This is a genomic window from Shewanella sp. NIFS-20-20, assembly GCF_019209865.1.
Lineage (GTDB): Bacteria > Pseudomonadota > Gammaproteobacteria > Enterobacterales > Shewanellaceae > Shewanella.
Genome location: NZ_JAHUTT010000056.1, coordinates 1 through 17448 on the forward strand (window position 1 = coordinate 1; position 17448 = coordinate 17448).

Annotated in this window: 13 protein-coding genes; 3 read left to right on the top strand and 10 right to left on the bottom strand. The window is 47.7% G+C overall.

Annotated features, from left to right (window positions below):
- Positions 1-159 precede the first annotated feature (159 nt).
- From fba to tkt, 4 genes are all read right to left on the bottom strand, one after another.
- Complete coding sequence (fba, locus tag KU855_RS15135; RefSeq protein WP_218531112.1) at positions 160-1227, bottom strand: class II fructose-bisphosphate aldolase; 1068 nt, start codon at positions 1225-1227, stop codon at positions 160-162.
- Between the two features lie 104 nt (positions 1228-1331).
- Entirely contained in the window at positions 1332-2507 is a 1176-nt protein-coding gene (locus KU855_RS15140) for a phosphoglycerate kinase (protein ID WP_218531114.1), read from the bottom strand.
- Positions 2508-2539: 32 nt separating this feature from the next.
- The gene (gene epd, locus KU855_RS15145; protein ID WP_218531117.1) at positions 2540-3553 is read right to left on the bottom strand and encodes an erythrose-4-phosphate dehydrogenase; all 1014 of its coding nucleotides are present in this window, start codon (positions 3551-3553) and stop codon (positions 2540-2542) included.
- A gap of 129 nt (positions 3554-3682) precedes the next feature.
- Positions 3683-5677 carry a transketolase gene (tkt, locus tag KU855_RS15150; protein ID WP_218531120.1) on the bottom strand — a complete coding sequence of 665 codons (1995 nt, stop codon included), beginning with the start codon at positions 5675-5677 and terminating at the stop codon, positions 3683-3685.
- A gap of 267 nt (positions 5678-5944) precedes the next feature.
- Between tkt and metK the strand changes: the two genes are divergently transcribed.
- Positions 5945-7096: a methionine adenosyltransferase gene (gene metK / locus KU855_RS15155; RefSeq protein WP_218531154.1), complete on the top strand. Its 1152-nt coding sequence runs from the start codon at positions 5945-5947 to the stop codon at positions 7094-7096.
- 58 nt (positions 7097-7154) lie between these two features.
- On the opposite strand, the gene KU855_RS15160 is transcribed toward metK, so the two are convergent.
- Complete coding sequence (locus KU855_RS15160) at positions 7155-7478, bottom strand: hypothetical protein (RefSeq protein WP_218531122.1); 324 nt, start codon at positions 7476-7478, stop codon at positions 7155-7157.
- A 13-nt stretch (positions 7479-7491) separates the two neighbouring features.
- Positions 7492-8004 (bottom strand): GNAT family N-acetyltransferase, encoded by a 513-nt coding sequence (locus tag KU855_RS15165; RefSeq protein ID WP_218531123.1) that lies wholly within the window; start codon positions 8002-8004, stop codon positions 7492-7494.
- A 134-nt stretch (positions 8005-8138) separates the two neighbouring features.
- Between KU855_RS15165 and KU855_RS15170 the strand changes: the two genes are divergently transcribed.
- Positions 8139-9098 carry a diguanylate cyclase gene (locus KU855_RS15170; RefSeq protein ID WP_256261058.1) on the top strand — a complete coding sequence of 320 codons (960 nt, stop codon included), beginning with the start codon at positions 8139-8141 and terminating at the stop codon, positions 9096-9098.
- An 87-nt stretch (positions 9099-9185) separates the two neighbouring features.
- Positions 9186-9593 (top strand): META domain-containing protein, encoded by a 408-nt coding sequence (locus tag KU855_RS15175; RefSeq protein ID WP_218531126.1) that lies wholly within the window; start codon positions 9186-9188, stop codon positions 9591-9593.
- Between the two features lie 50 nt (positions 9594-9643).
- Here the strand turns inward: KU855_RS15175 and KU855_RS15180 are convergent, their stop codons facing one another.
- From KU855_RS15180 to KU855_RS15195, 4 genes are all read right to left on the bottom strand, one after another.
- Positions 9644-10951 (bottom strand): dicarboxylate/amino acid:cation symporter, encoded by a 1308-nt coding sequence (locus tag KU855_RS15180; protein ID WP_218531128.1) that lies wholly within the window; start codon positions 10949-10951, stop codon positions 9644-9646.
- A 578-nt stretch (positions 10952-11529) separates the two neighbouring features.
- Positions 11530-12891 carry an L-serine ammonia-lyase gene (locus KU855_RS15185; RefSeq protein WP_218531131.1) on the bottom strand — a complete coding sequence of 454 codons (1362 nt, stop codon included), beginning with the start codon at positions 12889-12891 and terminating at the stop codon, positions 11530-11532.
- Positions 12892-12971: 80 nt separating this feature from the next.
- The gene (locus tag KU855_RS15190) at positions 12972-14252 is read right to left on the bottom strand and encodes a serine/threonine transporter (RefSeq protein WP_218531133.1); all 1281 of its coding nucleotides are present in this window, start codon (positions 14250-14252) and stop codon (positions 12972-12974) included.
- A gap of 479 nt (positions 14253-14731) precedes the next feature.
- Positions 14732-17320, bottom strand: coding sequence for an acylase (locus KU855_RS15195; RefSeq protein WP_218531135.1), 2589 nt, complete (start codon positions 17318-17320; stop codon positions 14732-14734).
- Positions 17321-17448: the final 128 nt, after the last annotated feature.

The window sequence follows — 17448 nt, forward strand, 5'->3', positions numbered from 1 at the left end:
TGCGAGACAGTTCAAGCTTGATGGGAAACGGGATAGGGCCTATCCACGTGCGTTAAAAATGAGTAAAAACAAGTATCCCATTAAGTCTAAGAAAAATGCCGTTCACACTAAGTGAACGGCATTACGCAGTTGCGGGCTTTTATGGCAATCATAGACTAATTAGAAGTTGATGCGAGGATCCAATTCACCGGTCTGATAACGCTTGTACATGGCCTGCAGCGACAATGGCTTGATCTTGGAGGCCATGCCAGCACAACCAAAGGCTTCGTAGCGCTCAGTACAGATAGAATCCATGGCTTCCATCGATGCTTTCAAGAATTTACGCGGATCAAATTCAGCAGGGTTTTCTGCTAAGAATTTACGGACAGCCCCAGTGGAAGCTAAACGCAGATCGGTATCAATGTTAACTTTACGCACACCGTGCTTAATACCTTCAACAATTTCTTCCAGCGGCACACCATAGGTTTCAGGGATCTGACCGCCATACTGGTTAATGATTTGCAACCATTCTTGCGGCACTGATGACGATCCGTGCATCACCAAATGGGTATTAGGAATGCGCGCATGGATTTCCTTGATGCGGTCGATACGTAACACATCACCTGTCGGCTTACGGCTAAATTTATACGCACCATGGCTGGTACCAATGGCGATCGCCAAGGCGTCCACATGGGTCGCCGCCACAAATTTTGCAGCTTCATCTGGCGTGGTCAGCAACTGCTCATGGCTCAGAATACCTTCAGCACCAACACCATCCTCTTCACCGGCCATGCCAGTTTCTAGGCTACCTAAACAACCAATTTCACCTTCAACTGAGACACCACATGCATGTGCAAATGCCACGGTACGACGAGTGACATCGACATTGTATTCGTAGCTAGCCGGGGTCTTACCGTCCGCCATCAATGAACCATCCATCATCACCGATGACATACCAAGCTGGATTGAACGCTGACACACGTCAGGATGAGTACCATGGTCCTGATGAATACAGACAGGGATATCAGGATACTGCTCTAAGGCCGCCGCCATCAGATATTTAAGGAATTGTGGGCGAGCATACTTACGCGCACCGGCCGAAGCCTGCACAATAACAGGGCTGTCTGTCGCTTCCGCTGCCTGCATAATGGCGCGCATTTGTTCTAAGTTGTTCACATTAAATGCTGGTACGCCATAGCTATGTTCAGCAGCATGATCCAACAGTTGACGTAAGGAAATAAGGGCCATTTTTTACTCCAATAATAGGGTGATTTTCACCGAGGTCGCTATCGATTGGCTCGATTTATGATGGTACCGACTAGGTCGGCGTATGCGTGACAATATGATTATTATTAGTTGCCACGACTCGTCAACATCGCCACTGCTGGCAGCTCTTTTCCTTCCAGGAACTCAAGGAAAGCACCACCGCCAGTAGAAATATAAGAGACTTTATCGGCAATTTGATACTTATCAACGGCCGCTAAGGTATCACCACCGCCAGCAATTGAAAACGCGCTTGAAGCGGCAATCGCTTGGGCAATACGTTCGGTGCCAGCACCGAATTGGTCGAACTCAAATACCCCCACAGGGCCATTCCACACTATGGTGCCGGCATTGGCGATAATCTCCGCCAGTGCTTCGGCGCTGTCAGGACCGATATCGAAAATCATATCACTATCACTGACCGCATTAACTGGCTTTAAGGTCGCGCTTGCCGTTGGGCTGAACTCACTGGCAACCACCACATCTGTGGGTACCGGAATATCGCCACCACGAGCTTGAGCATTCGCGACTAAACGCTTTGCTTCATCCAGCAAATCAGCCTCATATAAGGATTTACCGACATTGTGACCGGCAGCGGCGATAAAAGTATTGGCAATGCCACCACCCACCACTAATTGATCAACTATGTTTGATAAGCTTTCTAGTACGGTGAGTTTAGTCGACACTTTAGAGCCACCAACAATGGCCACCAATGGACGCTTAGGGTTTTCCATGGCGCGAGCCAGCGCATCTAATTCACCCGCTAATAATGGGCCAGCACAAGCGATAGGCGCATATATGCCAACGCCATGGGTAGACGCTTGCGCACGATGCGCTGTGCCAAATGCATCCATCACATAAATGTCGCACAAATTGGCTAATTGGCGAGCGAGCACTTCATCATCTTTCTTCTCGCCCTTATTGAAACGTACGTTTTCAAACACCACTAACTCACCGGCAGTCGCTGTGACACCGTCGAGATAGTCAGTGGCTAACCGCACCGGATAATCAAGTGCATCCGCTAAATACTCCACCACAGGTTGCATGGAAAACTCAGGAGAAAATTCACCTTCGACCGGGCGACCCAAGTGCGACATGACCATCACGGCCGCACCCTGCTCTAACGCCAAGATTAACGTAGGCAGCGAGGCACGAATACGCGCATCACTGGTCACCTTACCGTCTTTGATTGGCACATTAAGATCTTGTCTGATCAACACGCGCTGACCGGCCAGATCTAAATCTGTCATATTAATAATTGCCATGGTTATTTCCTTTATCTCATAAAAACAATTCGTTAATTCTTGGTTTGCTGCCATGCAAGGCTAGTGTCTAACATCCGATTGGCAAACCCCCATTCGTTATCACACCAGAGTAAGAGTTTGACCAAGTGGCCAGCGCTAACGCGCGTCTGGGTGCCATCGACAATACTCGAGCGAGGGTCATGGTTAAAATCACATGACACTAAGGGTTCATTGGTATACCCCAAAATGCCCGAAAACAATCCGCGAGCAGACTGTTCAAGCAGCTGGTTAATGGTCGCAATATTCACCTGGGTCGCCAAGGTGACGGACAAATCGATGGCAGTGACGTTAATGGTCGGAACCCGTACTGAAATCGCTTCAAACTTATCTTTCATTTGCGGCAAAATACGTTCAATCCCGCGAGCCAATTTAGTGTCAACCGGAATAATCGACTGGCTGGCGGCGCGGGTACGGCGCAAATCATCATGATAGGCATCAATCACTTGTTGGTCATTCATCGCCGAATGAATGGTAGTGATGGCGCCACTTTTGACCCCAAAATGCTCATCGAGCACCTTGATCACGGGCACAATACAGTTGGTCGTACAGGAGGCGTTCGAGACGATGCTATGACTGGCACTGAGCGAGTCATGATTAACGCCATACACTATGGTGGCATCGACATCTGCAGAAGAAGGATTTGAGATTAACACCTTTTTAGCGCCAGCTCGTAAATGCGCTTCACAGGCTTCCCTATCATTGAGCACGCCAGAGGCTTCTAATACGATATCAATATCAAGGGCTTTCCAGGGAAGTTGTGCGGGATCGGCTTGGTGAAGTAATAGGATCTTATCGAGACCAATGCGCATGTGGCCTTGATCAAAGTCCAGAGCGAGCGGAAAACGCCCATGGGTTGTATCATAACGGGTCAGGTGCACCATGGCATCGGGCGTGGCTAACTCATTAATCGCGACAATTTGGATCTGTTGCCGTTTATCGGATTCATATAACGCGCGCAGTAACGAACGCCCAATACGACCATAACCGTTTATCGCAACTCGGATCATAAACTGACACTTCCTCCATGGCGGACGAAAATAGAGCAACCACGATCAGCTCTCTAAGCTAAATCGTGGTTGTCGTCGGTTAACACCACTCCCTGGTGCCGCGCAAGCGAGGCCTAGGGGTGACGCTGATTAGTTCAACAGTTCGTTAGCGGCATTCACCACGTTATCGGTGGTAAAGCCAAACATCTTGAACAATTCGCCAGCAGGCGCTGACTCACCAAAGGTAGTCATGCCGATAATGCGACCATTTAAGCCGACGTACTTGTACCAGAAGTCAGCAATGCCAGCTTCAATCGCGATTCGCGCCGTGACAGCACTTGGCAACACCGCTTCACGATAAGCGCTGTCTTGCTTGTCAAACACATCGGTGGCAGGCATAGACACGACACGGACCGCACGGCCTTGAGCCGTTAATTGCTCGTAAGCCGCCATCGCCAGTTCTACTTCTGAACCGGTAGCAATTATAATTAGCTCAGGGGTAGCCGCGCTATCTTTAAGGATATAGCCGCCTTTGGCGATATTGGCTAATTGCTCAGCATCACGAGTTTGCTGCGCTAGATTTTGACGTGAAAAAATCAGTGACGTTGGGCCATCGTTACGTTCGATAGCGAACTTCCAAGCGACTGCGGATTCCACCTGATCACAAGGACGCCATGTGCTCATGTTTGGCGTTAAGCGCAATGAGGCAATCTGCTCTACCGGCTGATGGGTAGGACCATCTTCACCTAAACCGATTGAGTCATGAGTGTAGACCTGAATGTTTTGGACCTTCATCAGGGCTGCCATACGCATCGCATTACGGGCGTATTCCATAAACATCAGGAAGGTGGCGCCATAAGGAACAAAACCGCCATGCAAGGCAATGCCGTTGATAATGGCAGTCATACCAAATTCACGCACACCGTAATGAATATAATTACCTGAGGCATCCTCATGGGTCAGCGCCTTAGAACCTGACCACATGGTTAAGTTAGATGGCGCTAAATCAGCACTGCCGCCCATAAATTCTGGCAGTAACTTACCATAATGCTCTAGGGCATTTTGCGAGGCTTTACGCGATGCGATGCTGGCTGGGTTAGCTTGCAGTTCAGCGATGTAGGCATCGGCTTGCTCAGCAAACTGCGCTGGCAGCTCACCCGTAATACGGCGCTGATATTCGGCGGCTAATTCAGGGAAAGCAGCACGATAGGCAGCCATCTTTTCATTCCAAGCCGCTTCTTTGCTAGCGCCTGCAGCTTTAGCATCCCAAGCGCTGTAAACGTCAGCAGGAATAACAAAAGGCGCATGACTCCAGCCTAAGAATTCACGAGTCGCCGCAATTTCAGCATCCCCCAAGGGCGCGCCGTGGCAATCGTGTGAACCTGACTTATTAGGTGAGCCGAAACCAATAATGGTTTTACAGCAGATCAAGCTTGGGCGTGGATCGGCTTTGGCGGCATTGATGGCAGCATCAATAGCATCGCTATCATGACCGTCAACACCAGCAATCACATGCCAGCCATACGCTTCAAAACGCTTAGGGGTATCATCACTAAACCAGCCTTCAACATGGCCATCGATAGAAATACCGTTGTCATCCCAGAAGGCGATCAACTTACCTAAGCCTAACGTACCGGCTAATGAGCAGGCTTCATGAGAGATGCCTTCCATTAAACAGCCGTCACCGAGGAAGGTATAAGTATGGTGATCAACAATCTCGTGACCGTCACGGTTAAACTGGGCGGCTAATGCTCGCTCAGCAATCGCCATCCCCACCGCATTGGTAATGCCTTGCCCTAATGGACCTGTGGTGGTTTCAATGCCAGGAGCATATCCATACTCAGGGTGACCTGGCGTACGTGAATGCAATTGACGGAATTGTTTTAAATCTTCGATACTTAAATCATACCCACTCAGGTGCAGGAGTGAATAATGCAGCATAGAGCCATGACCATTTGACAACACAAAACGATCGCGGTCAGCCCAAGCTGGATTCTGAGGGTTATGATTCAAATGGTTACGCCATAAGACTTCGGCGATATCTGCCATGCCCATCGGGGCACCAGGATGACCTGAATTTGCTTTTTGAACTGCGTCCATACTTAACGCACGGATAGCGTTGGCGAGTACTTTACGGGAAGACATGCTCTCTCCTGCTTATTATTGAGACTTGCGTGCAACAACCAAAGATGGTGGCACATTTTCCCTTACATACGAGGCCGAAGCAAATATAAATGTCGCTTTTTCCAACATGATTTTCTGGCCAAGATTTGGGCACAAAAGTTCAACTGGGTCACAAACTCCATGAATTTTTGCACTATGAGGGTGATTAGCGCGTGAATTTCAACTAGAATAGCCATCTAGATGTAGATGCTTCTACAGAATTTATTTATTTAACGAGATTTTGTGAATATGGCAAACCACCTGTTTACTTCTGAGTCGGTATCAGAAGGTCATCCCGATAAAATCGCCGATCAGATCTCTGATGCGGTATTAGATGCAATCCTCGAGCAGGATCCGAAAGCGCGCGTAGCGTGTGAAACCTATGTCAAGACTGGCATGGTCATGGTCGGTGGCGAAATTACCACCACCGCATGGGTTGATATTGAAGAACTGACCCGTAAAACAGTTCGTGAAATTGGTTACACTAACTCAGACATGGGTTTTGATGCCGACTCTTGCGCGGTTCTCAATGCGATTGGTAAGCAATCACCTGATATTAATCAAGGTGTTGATAGAGCGGATCCTAAAGAACAAGGCGCAGGCGATCAGGGCTTAATGTTTGGTTATGCCAGCAATGAAACTGACGTGCTAATGCCAGCCCCAATCACTTATGCTCACGCCTTAGTTAAGCGTCAATCTGAAGTGCGCAAAAGTGGCCTGTTACCTTGGTTACGCCCAGATGCGAAGAGCCAGGTAACCTTTGCTTATGACAACAACCAGATCGTCGGTATCGATGCCATCGTGTTGTCAACGCAACACTGCGACAGCGTCAGCCAAAAAGATCTGATTGAAGGCGTGATGGAAACTATCATCAAGCCAGTACTGCCTGAGAAATGGTTGAATGCCAATACCAAGTACTTCATTAACCCAACCGGTCGCTTTGTGATCGGCGGCCCAATGGGTGACTGTGGTTTAACTGGACGTAAGATTATTGTTGATACCTACGGCGGCATGGCTCGTCATGGTGGTGGTGCTTTCTCTGGTAAAGATCCATCCAAGGTTGACCGCAGTGCGGCCTATGCTGCTCGTTATGTAGCCAAAAACATCGTGGCTGCAGGTTTAGCTGACCGTTGTGAAATTCAAGTGTCTTATGCTATTGGTGTTGCTGAGCCAACCTCTATCAGTGTTGAAACCTTCGGCACCGGTAAATTGGCTGAAGAAAAGCTGATCCAATTAGTTCGTCAGCACTTCGACCTGCGTCCATATGGCCTCACTGCCATGTTGGATCTTGCTCGTCCTATCTACCAAGCGACCGCAGCTTATGGTCACTTTGGTCGTGAAGAGTTCCCATGGGAGCGCACCGATAAAGCTGAGGCTTTACGTGCCGATGCCAATATCTAATCGGTCACCGTCATAAAAAATAGCGAACTTAGGTTCGCTTTTTTTTTGGGGGGGGGAATTACAGATGATCGAAATGATTATATTGCATTAATAGCATCGGCAGATGGCTCGCGGGTAATGCCGCCATCGCCACTCGAGATACGCTGCTATATTGCGGGATATTATTGATTGGTAACGGAACCAATCGAGCATGCAAACTGCGCTCATCGCCACAATCATACCAACCATGGTCGGTTTGGATCAGCAGGTGATCAACACCGCTCATAGACTGACGCCAAACGGCAACGGTTTGGTCTTCATGGCAGAGCAACGAATACAAACATTGCGCAAGGTGTTGGCTAGCAATGCAATGGCCAGCCGCAATAAAATCAGTCGAAGTCATAGCGAGTTCTCGGTTAGCGCTGACGATTCAGCAAGTAATAATCTTGGCCTTGATCAGAAAAATAGCTCGCCACCGTCATGATGTTGTGACGACTGTGCGCTTGGTACGATGCCTCATTATCCTCAGCAACAATCGCCTGTAGCGAGCGATAGTGATTCGGTAACAAGGTTAAAGCGGCCTCAAATAGCCCCGAACAAAGACCGTGACCACGATCTTGCGGCTGGACCCACACAGGCCCCCAATGACACAATCCCTGATGACCAAGCTCACGCTTGGCCACAGCATGACCTTTTTTGTACAAGGGCATCGCGGTCATCATTTGCCAATCAGCGGCAACACCATAAGCAATAACAGTTTGATTTTTAATAGCAAAAACCACTACATGGTCACTTAACAACTGACTCAAAAGTTGACGTGATAACGGCTCACTTTGCCAATGACCGTGGCTTTCCTCTTGAGCATGTCGGCGCTCGAGATGATATAAGAGATCAAGATCACTCACACTCGCCTGGCGTATTTGATACATAAGTTACCTCGAATAAATCGCTATTATACCCTGTAATTGTCGCGATCAAGCCAAGTTATTGACTCTGCAAAATTTGCAAAAACAGTCAGATAGACCAAACTCAATGAAGATAATGAACAGCAAGGATGCTCGAGATGTCAATCAATGAGTTTGACCCCAGTCAAAGTATTTTAGAAAACGAACACCACACAATAAACTTGGTTCGTTGGCATCAACAATGTGAACTATTGCAAGATTACTATAAAGCTCAGTTAGTTATCATCTTACAGCATACCCAAAATGGCTTTGAAGTCATCACCAGCGCCGGCGATAGGCCCATGCCGTCGGGATTGTTAATGAGACAATCCAACCCATTACTCGACAAATTGATGAAAGCTCCCGGGCAAGGCTTACAGGTGCAACTCTCTGGTGAGCTTGATGGTTTACCGGAAGAATTTGAGCAACACGCCTTTATTCTCTCCCGGCCGATCCGCTGGCCTGATAGCAATGACTTTGGCTGCCTGATTGTGGCTGCCGATCGAGATCCACTGGTTGAAAATATTGCTGCCGCAATGCTTGAGCCGGTGCAGGTCTTGCTGCAACAAGATTTGGCATTAATGTGCCAAAACCAGCGCATCAGTACGTTAAGCATGCGCGACCGATTAACCGGCATGTTAAATCAGTATGGATTTTTAATGATGGCGCCGCGTCAGCTAGCACTCGGGCGCCGGTTTGGCTCCCATGCTGGGGTGATTTTTTTTGAACTCTGCCAAGTTCAGGCCCATCAGCAAACCGTTGGCGAGCGAGATCAACAGCTTTTAGGCCGGATTATTCAAGACACCATCCGCAGCGCCGATATTGCCGCTCGCTATAGTGAGACCGAGTTTGTGGTCCTCGTCTTTCTCGATTCGGAGCGTGATTTACAGCATATTATTCGCCGAGTGGACAAATCGCTCAAGCAGCAAGCCATGCAATTATGCTTAGATGCCAATGCGTGCTTTTTTAGCCCAGACTCCAGTACTAAACTCGCGCCCATGATCCACGTCACACGCCAAGGATTGTTATCGCAACAACAGCAGCAAAATATGGATAATTCGGTACAAAACCAAGCGTAATTCATCGACAATTAATGCTTTCTTTTTTGCTAACAAGCTATTCTTAGATACACTAAGGGCTTAGCACTCTTTTTTGGGGATGTATTCATGTTTAAACCTGTATTCGCTGCCGCCACGCTGGCGTTAGCTTTAGGTGGTTGCCAGTCAACACCACAAAATGATGATTTCAGTTTGATTGGTCAGTGGAAAATCGACACCATTATGGGACAAGCCACGGTTGATTATAGCCCTGCCGAGCTCACCTTTCGTGACGATGGTACCCTGAGTGGCAACAACAGTTGCAACCAGTTTTTTGGTAAGTATCAATACGCCAACAACCAGTTAAGCTTAACCCCAGCAGGGACCACGATGAAAGCCTGTGTGGATGCCTTAATGGCGCAAGAGCAGCTGGTTAATCAAGCCCTGCCTGAAGTCGCTACTACGCAATACGCCAATGGTAAATTGAGCCTGCTTGATAGCGAAGGTCAAGTGTTACTGATCTTGACCAAACAATAAGTTGTGCCCAATAAAAAACCGCCTATTGGCGGTTTTTTTATTGGGCGTTATTAACGAGCTTGCTCAGCCTCATCAGCCATGCGCGCGCTGGCAATCATATCGGCATTATAATGCGCTTCATCGAGCTCATTCTCCGATTTAGCAATCACAGTGGTGGCCACGAGATCACCCGAAACATTCACCACGGTTCGTGCCATATCTAACACTCGATCAATGCCGGCAATCAAGGCCACCCCTTCCAGCGGCAAACCGACGGTGGTCAGCACCAGCGTCAACATGACTAATCCCGCCCCTGGCACACCGGCCGTCCCGATAGATGCTAGCGTGGCAGTCAAGATAATCGTCAAATAATCCACCCACGTTAAATCAATACCAAAGGCTTGTGCCACAAATAAGGCGGTCACCCCTTGATATAACGCGGTGCCATCCATATTAATGGTGGTGCCGAGCGGCAATACAAAACTAGAGATCTTTTTATTAACCCCTAAGTATTCACTGGCGCATTTCATACTCGCAGGTAGCGAGCCAGCCGAGCTTGAGGTGGTAAAGGCCACTGCCATGGCATTACTAATGCCTTTGAAAAACTGCAGAGGACTGAGTCCAGCCAACAGCTTTAGCACTAACGAGTAAAACCCTAAAATATGTAGCAGACAGCCTAAATAGACTGCGACGATGACTTTCATTAATGGCAACAGCATGGCGATACCGTACTCGCCTGCCACCCATGCCATTAAGCCAAACACCCCATATGGCGCTAATTTCATCACCATATCAGTCAGCTTATACATGGCTTCAGCTAAGCTCATAAATAAAGCAATGGCGGGTTTACCCTGTTCGCCAATCAAGACTAAGGCTATCCCGAGGGCCACGGCAAACACAATCACTTGCAAAATTTGACCACTAGCCAACGCCGCGATGGGATTGGTGGGAACAATATTAATTAAGGTTTCCATCACCGATGGCGCCGCCTTAATCACGTCACTCTGGCTTCCGGCTTCAAGGCCTAAGCCTGCACCAGGCTCAAGAATAGCGCCCACCATCAAGCCAATACTGATGGCTATTGATGTGGTTCCCAAGTAAAAGCCAAAAGACTTAAAGCCAATTCGTCCCATGCGCGCAGTATCCTGCATCGACGTAACGCCAACAATTAAGGAGCAAAACACCAAGGGAACAATCAACATCTTAATGGTATTTACGAATAAAGTACCAATGGGCTTTAATACGGTGGCATCTTCACCGAGGACCACCCCAGTTAAGATACCTAGGATCATGCCAATGAGTATTTGGCTCCACAGCGGTAGAGCACACCAATGGGACCATGGCGTGGGTCGAACAGGAGAAATCACAGATTTTGTCATTGCAGGCAAACCTTGTAGTGCGGGAAATTAGCTTCGATGAAAGACCCATTATGCGGGCGCTAAATGTTACCACAGCTAGCAAAAATGCCTCGACGATCTCAATCACAATCACTTAGGGAATTAGGCCCTAAACTCGGATTTAGGGGGATGAACATCAAACCGCTGAGGGTGAAGCGCCGCTGGCGGCTGCTCGCGCAGGATTAAATGCTGCCAATAGGCCTCATCAAACGCGGAAAAAAGATGAAAGCGACGCCCTTCTGCTTTAAGAATGAGCGCCCACCATATGAGCCCCCAGACGCCAAACGTCACTAAAGTTAATACAAAATGAAGCCACTGGGTCGCAGATGATGACACTTGATGCGGCTTGGACCGCGAAGATTGACTCTTGGGATGCAATACTAGACTCATCATCATTCCTTAACAGTGACCGGCATGATCAAGTTTAGCAAGCTTACGACTTTAGTCTAATGCCGCGATTGATAAACCCAACAAATCAAGCGCAACTTACTGATGTTAAATTATAAAAAAAGACCGCGAAATATTCGCGGTCTTAATCAGCTCGGCACTCGATTAACGGATTAAAGGTTAATCACATTAATGGCTAAGCCACCTTGGCTCGTTTCACGATACTTAGGCAACATATCTTTGCCAGTTTCATACATGGTCGCGATCACTTTATCCAAACTAACGGTTGGATCGGAATTACGACGCATGGCCATACGGGTCGAATTAATGGCTTTCATAGACGCAATCGCATTACGCTCGATGCAAGGAACCTGAACTTGACCTGCCACAGGATCGCAAGTTAAGCCTAAATTGTGCTCCATCCCAATTTCAGCGGCAATACACACTTGCACTGGGCTGGCACCCATCAATTCGGCTAAGCCAGCTGCAGCCATAGAACATGCCACACCCACTTCACCTTGACAGCCCACTTCTGCGCCAGAGATTGAAGCATTGCGCTTATACAGTGACCCCATAGCCGCTGCGGCTAAATAGAACTTGGTGTATTCTTTTTGGCCAACGCTTTGGATGAACTTGTCATAGTAAGCAATAACCGCAGGAATAATCCCAGCAGCACCGTTAGTCGGTGCAGTGACCACGCGGCCACCGGCAGCATTTTCTTCACTGACAGCCAAAGCAAACATGTTGACCCAGTCAACAATCACCATCGGATCGGCTGACAGACGCTCACCGGTAACTAATTGACGGTACAAGGCTGGGGCGCGACGAGGCACACGTAACGGACCGGCCAAAATGCCTTCGGTATGACAACCGCGCTCAATGCCTTCACGCATCACGTTCCATACCCGACCAAAGCCAGAGTAAACCTCTTCCTCGGTACGGAACGACATTTCATTGGCCATCATAATGGCGCTGATGCTCATACCGGTTTCTTTACAGATAGCCAGTAATTCTTCGGCATTAGCAAAAGGGTAAGCGACTTGAATGTCAGTCACCGCTGTTTTACCAAAGTTTTCTTCATCAACCACAAAACCACCACCAATCGAGTAGTAAGTTTTGCTGTATTCCAAGCTGTCACCAATCCAAGCATGAATTTTCATGCCATTTTCATGCAGTGCTAATGCCTCAGTGTGAAACACCATAGCATTACATGGGAAATCAACGGTGTGGCAATGTAAACCCACAGGTAAACGACCGGTTTGCTCTACCCGTTGAATGAATTCTGGAATGGCTTCAATATCAACGTTTTCAGGGCTATTACCCGCCAGGCCCATAATGATAGCGATATCAGTATGGTGACCTTTACCGGTTAACGATAGTGAACCATACACATCCACAGTGATTTTGGTAATGTCACGTAAGCTTCCTTTCGAACGTAAATCATCAATAAATTCTTTAGCCGCTTTCATTGGGCCGACTGTATGTGAGCTAGAAGGACCCACACCAATTTTAAAAATATCAAATGCGCTAAACATAACTTTACAACCTCAAAAAACGAGGAAATCGGGCCATAAGGCCCGATCCTTGGGAAAACACTGGGATGTTTTACTTTGGCTTAGCCAAGCAAACCAAACAGGATAGCGGTCATAGACAACAGACCAGCAATAATCACGAAAATATTGCTTACTCGACCACGGTATTGCTTCAGAGCTGGTACCTTGTACACGGCGTACATTGGCATCAGGTACAAGATAGCCGCGATGATTGGACCACCTAGAGCTTCAATCATGCCCAAGATGCTTGGGTTAATGATGGCAACGCCCCAGATAGTGATGAACATGAAGCCAAGAATAAACTTGTTAATACCGGCTTCATTCACTTCTTTACCAGCACTTTCGTACTGCTTAACGATCAGACCACGCATACCTTCGCTGGCACCTAAATAGTGACCGAAGAAAGATGATACGATGGCGATAAAGGCAATCAGCGGCGCAAAGTAAGTTACAAATGCACTGTCATGAGCGTTGGCCAAGTATGACAGGATAGGTAAGTTTTGTGCTTTAGCTTCAGCCAATTGCGCTGGAGTCAGAGACAATACACATGAGAATACGAACAACATCACGAAGCCAACCAACATCAGCGAAGTGTTACGTAAAATCACGTCAGCCTTACGAGAGGCATTCACCCCATATTCACGCTTTTGCGATACTGCAAACTGTGAAATGGCAGGTGAGTGGTTAAAGGCAAAGATTAATACTGGAATGGTTAACCAGATAGTGCCTAAAAAGTCAGCTGCGGCAGGGACTTGCTCTAACGCAGAAGTATTCCAGTTAGGGATTAAGTACAGTGACATAAATGCCAGAATGGCCACTAATGGATATACCAGGAACTGAGTCACTTTCAACATCAGTTTTTCACCGGCAACCATCACAGACATCATACCCAGCACTAATAGGCCAGACAGCAACCAACGTGGCACAGAATCCATGCCTAATTGATTAACAATGAAGCTATCGACTACGTTGGTGATACCCACACCGTAAATCAATACAATCGGATAAATCGCGAAGAAGTACAGTAAGGTAATGGCCTTACCTGCGCCTTTACCGAAGTGCTCTTCAACGACTTGAGTAATGTCGCTGCCTTCAATTTTTGAAGAACACACGAAACGTGATAAGCCGCGGTGAGCCAGATAAGTCATAGGACCAATCAACAAAGCCATCACCACTAATGGCCAGAAACCGCCCATACCTGCATTGATAGGTAAGAACAGAATACCAGCACCCACAGCAGTACCGAACAGACTCAGCATCCACGTGGTATCTTGACGGGTCCAAGGCAATTTAACGCCTTTGGTCTCGGTTGGTGCTTGAGCACCGGTTGCATCTTTTTGCATATAATTACCTTTGCGCTGTAACAGCTAATACTTATTTATTTGTGCAAAGGATAGCTTTTTATGCTGCAAAAAACATGATCTAACGCTAATTTAAGTCATCAAATTTCAGATTAAGCTTATATTGCGATCTAGATCGCCAATTTCACGTTATTTTATTTCAATTGTGTTTCACGACTTTCACCCAAAAACACCCGCAAATCAACATTACCGTTACCTAATTTATGCTTCGGTGATTCAAGGCATTTTTTGAGCACTGGCGCGTGTTTGCGCTAGATCGCATTTTCACAAGAATTGCGACGCGCCGCAAACGAGGGGGCGATTGATGCGATCTTCATCACTATCTCAGGTGTTAATTTTTAACCTAACGATTACCTTTTAATTGCACTCGTGGGTGACGAACAAATAAAAGATTTTAAATACAGTAGCTTAAAAATAAAAAGCCACAGCTTATACTGTGGCTTTACTCAGCATATTAGCCTTTATCGCGCTGACTGAGTAGTCAGCTCCAACGTCGAGACGAGATTAGCGTCAATGTCTTCGGCTTTAAACAGTAACGGCCGCAAACCTTGACCGCGACTATAACGCACCGTTTGATCGGCAAACTCAGGGCGTAATATATTGCTGGTTTGCGAGTAGGTCAAAATACCGCGCCCTTGTGGGCCTTCATCGGTAAAACTCACCATAAACACCCAGCTAGAACCATAACGAATAGGATAGCCCTCCGCAGTCAGGCCAGACGCCAATGGTTCATTACTCACCACATCGTCCACACTGGGATACGTGTGTTGCGGGATCAAGGTATCATCCCCGCTTAATCGGGTTGAGAACACATTAAAGCCGCCTTCGACACTGTGACTGCCAGGCCAAGGTAAACGCTGACCACTTGGCAAACCATTCGGTAATGAGCGCTCCACAAATTGTACTTGTCCAAGTGGCGCGGCCACATCAATCCCTGCCGCTTGCAAGTTTAACGTGGCGTGAGCCAACGCCACCAAGGCACTGCCGTCACTGACTAAGGTGTTCGGCGTAGCAACCGGGTTAGTGACATCAAATGGAGTACTCAAATATTGCGTTTGATCAAATACATGGGCAAATTCACGCACCAATGCGCCACCAATACTATCGACATCTTGGCGACCATTCCATTGGCTTAGGGCGTGACACGCTGCGCTAATATCCACTTGTTGAGTTGGCGTGAAGCTGACCGGTTCAGTTCCTTGGGCCGTACATTGTACGATTAAATCATCCCGAACTAAGTCCATCAAGTAAGCATGGTTACCGAGCATGGCTTGTTCCAGCTCATCAAGATTGAACTTACCATCATCACCGCCACCATTTTCAATCAAGCTGAGCGCCATCCGAGTACGCAATGACAATGGCTGATTAAGCTCGCCATACATGGGTGAGAAATAAATCAACGGCTCGGCAGGGTTAGTCATCCAGAAGGAATCATTGGAGTTCTGAACAAAATCGCTGCGCAACAATTTAGGCGAATATTGAAAATCTGTTGGCCCATCGAACGCAAATAACGAGCTGTCACCCGGTAAAATCGTGAACTTAGCTTGGGCTTTCGCTGCCTTGATTTCTGGTGAGGTTTTTAACAATACCACCGCGGCCTCAGACAAACCGGGGACGGCCGAGTCATCGATATAAAAGGCATTACCTTCTTTATCGGCATACATGGTGTTATTGAAAATTAAGCCATCATAGTCTTTAAAGGTTTGCGTAAACTCATCCAAATTAGTGGCCATATTCATGGCTAACCACTGATCGAGAGGATCCATATTGCCAGAATTAACATCTTGAACCATAAAGGCTTGGCTATCATCCCAACCAAAAGGCGCCTTATCGGCAGGGGCTTCTAACATTGGGCCTTTAGCGGTGAAATAAATATCTTTTTGGGCGACTAGCATCCCCGCCGCGCCGGCATTGACCTGGATACTGACCGTCTCCTTGGTGATTGGCATGACCTCGCCATCAAACAGATAACTCATGCGATCGCCGGATTTAAGCGTTAAGTTATACACCACGAAGTGTTCGGCAGTTGAGAAAGTGTGGGTCCAGGCGAGATGTTCATTAAATCCAATGTTAATCAGACCGGGCATGCCCACCAGCGATCCTCCTATGATATCGAGGTGACCTGGAATGGTGGTGTGTGACTGCCAAAAACGTAAATTGCCCGTGTGGGGGAAATGGGGGTTGCCAAGCACCATACCACGACCATTTTCGGTCATGTCTTTGCCCAGTCCCCAGCCATTAGAGCCTAACTCACCCGGATTTTTCTCGGGTAATGTCAAGTTATTGCGACGGGCAATAAACTTGCTACTTAAGTCCTCAACAAATTGTTGACGTGCCTGTGCCATTGTCGCATTGGCCGGCGCAGGCCCTATGATGGTCGGTAGATATTCATCGCCGTCCCCTGGGTTGGCGAGAAAGATCAGCTCTAGAAAATTAGCCGCACCAGGCAGTGCGGTAATCGAGAAGATATACGTTAGAAAATCTACTTCATCAATGGGTTTAACCCAAGGCTGATTGGCGCAAAAGGGTTCCGGCTGGCTGTCTTTGCCTGCGGCAACGTCAGCCAGATACTGGTTATATCCGCTGACAAACCCCATGATTAAGGCCTTGGACTTGTCGGTCATCTTCGGCCAATTGGTTTCTGCTAATTGGCGAACTTTAAGCGCCTTATAGCCAAAGTCAGAGATCAAATTGCCGTTATCTTCACTGGTTGGCATGCCGGTGGTGAAGTCCAACGAAGCATGCGGGCCAAAATATTGCGACCGCTCCGAGTTGGCCTTAATAAAACCGTCTGCCAAAATACACAAGTTATCTTGGGCCTGCACATAGGCACTGCCATAGGCCAAGCTTTCTAAGTTATCGGCTTGAATATGTGGTACCCCGTAGGTGGTGCGCTTAATGCTGGCACTTAATTGGCCATCAGGAGCAAAAATGGGCACTGTACTTTGAGGCGGGGTGGTATCGTCCTTGTTATCATTGTCGCTATTACAACCAGCAATAAGTAACGTGGAGCTAAGCCCCATCGCGAGCACGAGTCTATTGAATATCATTATTATTATCCTTGTTTAGTTTTGCCAACCGTGGCTCTCACCTCGATTAAACCAACTAAATCTATGGGTTATCAGAGATGTACCTCAACCAAGAATGTGGCACAATATTGATTGCGCCACACCGAGTT

Excerpts from the sequence above, each read along its gene's own strand:
- fba (WP_218531112.1), bottom strand. The coding sequence starts at position 1,227 with ATGGCCCTTATTTCCTTACGTCAACTGTTGGATCATGCTGCTGAACAT.
- KU855_RS15140 (WP_218531114.1), bottom strand. The coding sequence starts at position 2,507 with ATGGCAATTATTAATATGACAGATTTAGATCTGGCCGGTCAGCGCGTG.
- epd (WP_218531117.1), bottom strand. The coding sequence starts at position 3,553 with ATGATCCGAGTTGCGATAAACGGTTATGGTCGTATTGGGCGTTCGTTA.
- tkt (WP_218531120.1), bottom strand. The coding sequence starts at position 5,677 with ATGTCTTCCCGTAAAGTACTCGCCAACGCTATCCGTGCGTTAAGTATG.
- metK (WP_218531154.1), top strand. The coding sequence starts at position 5,945 with ATGGCAAACCACCTGTTTACTTCTGAGTCGGTATCAGAAGGTCATCCC.
- KU855_RS15160 (WP_218531122.1), bottom strand. The coding sequence starts at position 7,478 with ATGACTTCGACTGATTTTATTGCGGCTGGCCATTGCATTGCTAGCCAA.
- KU855_RS15165 (WP_218531123.1), bottom strand. The coding sequence starts at position 8,004 with ATGTATCAAATACGCCAGGCGAGTGTGAGTGATCTTGATCTCTTATAT.
- KU855_RS15170 (WP_256261058.1), top strand. The coding sequence starts at position 8,139 with ATGTCAATCAATGAGTTTGACCCCAGTCAAAGTATTTTAGAAAACGAA.
- KU855_RS15175 (WP_218531126.1), top strand. The coding sequence starts at position 9,186 with ATGTTTAAACCTGTATTCGCTGCCGCCACGCTGGCGTTAGCTTTAGGT.
- KU855_RS15180 (WP_218531128.1), bottom strand. The coding sequence starts at position 10,951 with ATGACAAAATCTGTGATTTCTCCTGTTCGACCCACGCCATGGTCCCAT.
- KU855_RS15185 (WP_218531131.1), bottom strand. The coding sequence starts at position 12,891 with ATGTTTAGCGCATTTGATATTTTTAAAATTGGTGTGGGTCCTTCTAGC.
- KU855_RS15190 (WP_218531133.1), bottom strand. The coding sequence starts at position 14,252 with ATGCAAAAAGATGCAACCGGTGCTCAAGCACCAACCGAGACCAAAGGC.
- KU855_RS15195 (WP_218531135.1), bottom strand. The coding sequence starts at position 17,320 with ATGATATTCAATAGACTCGTGCTCGCGATGGGGCTTAGCTCCACGTTA.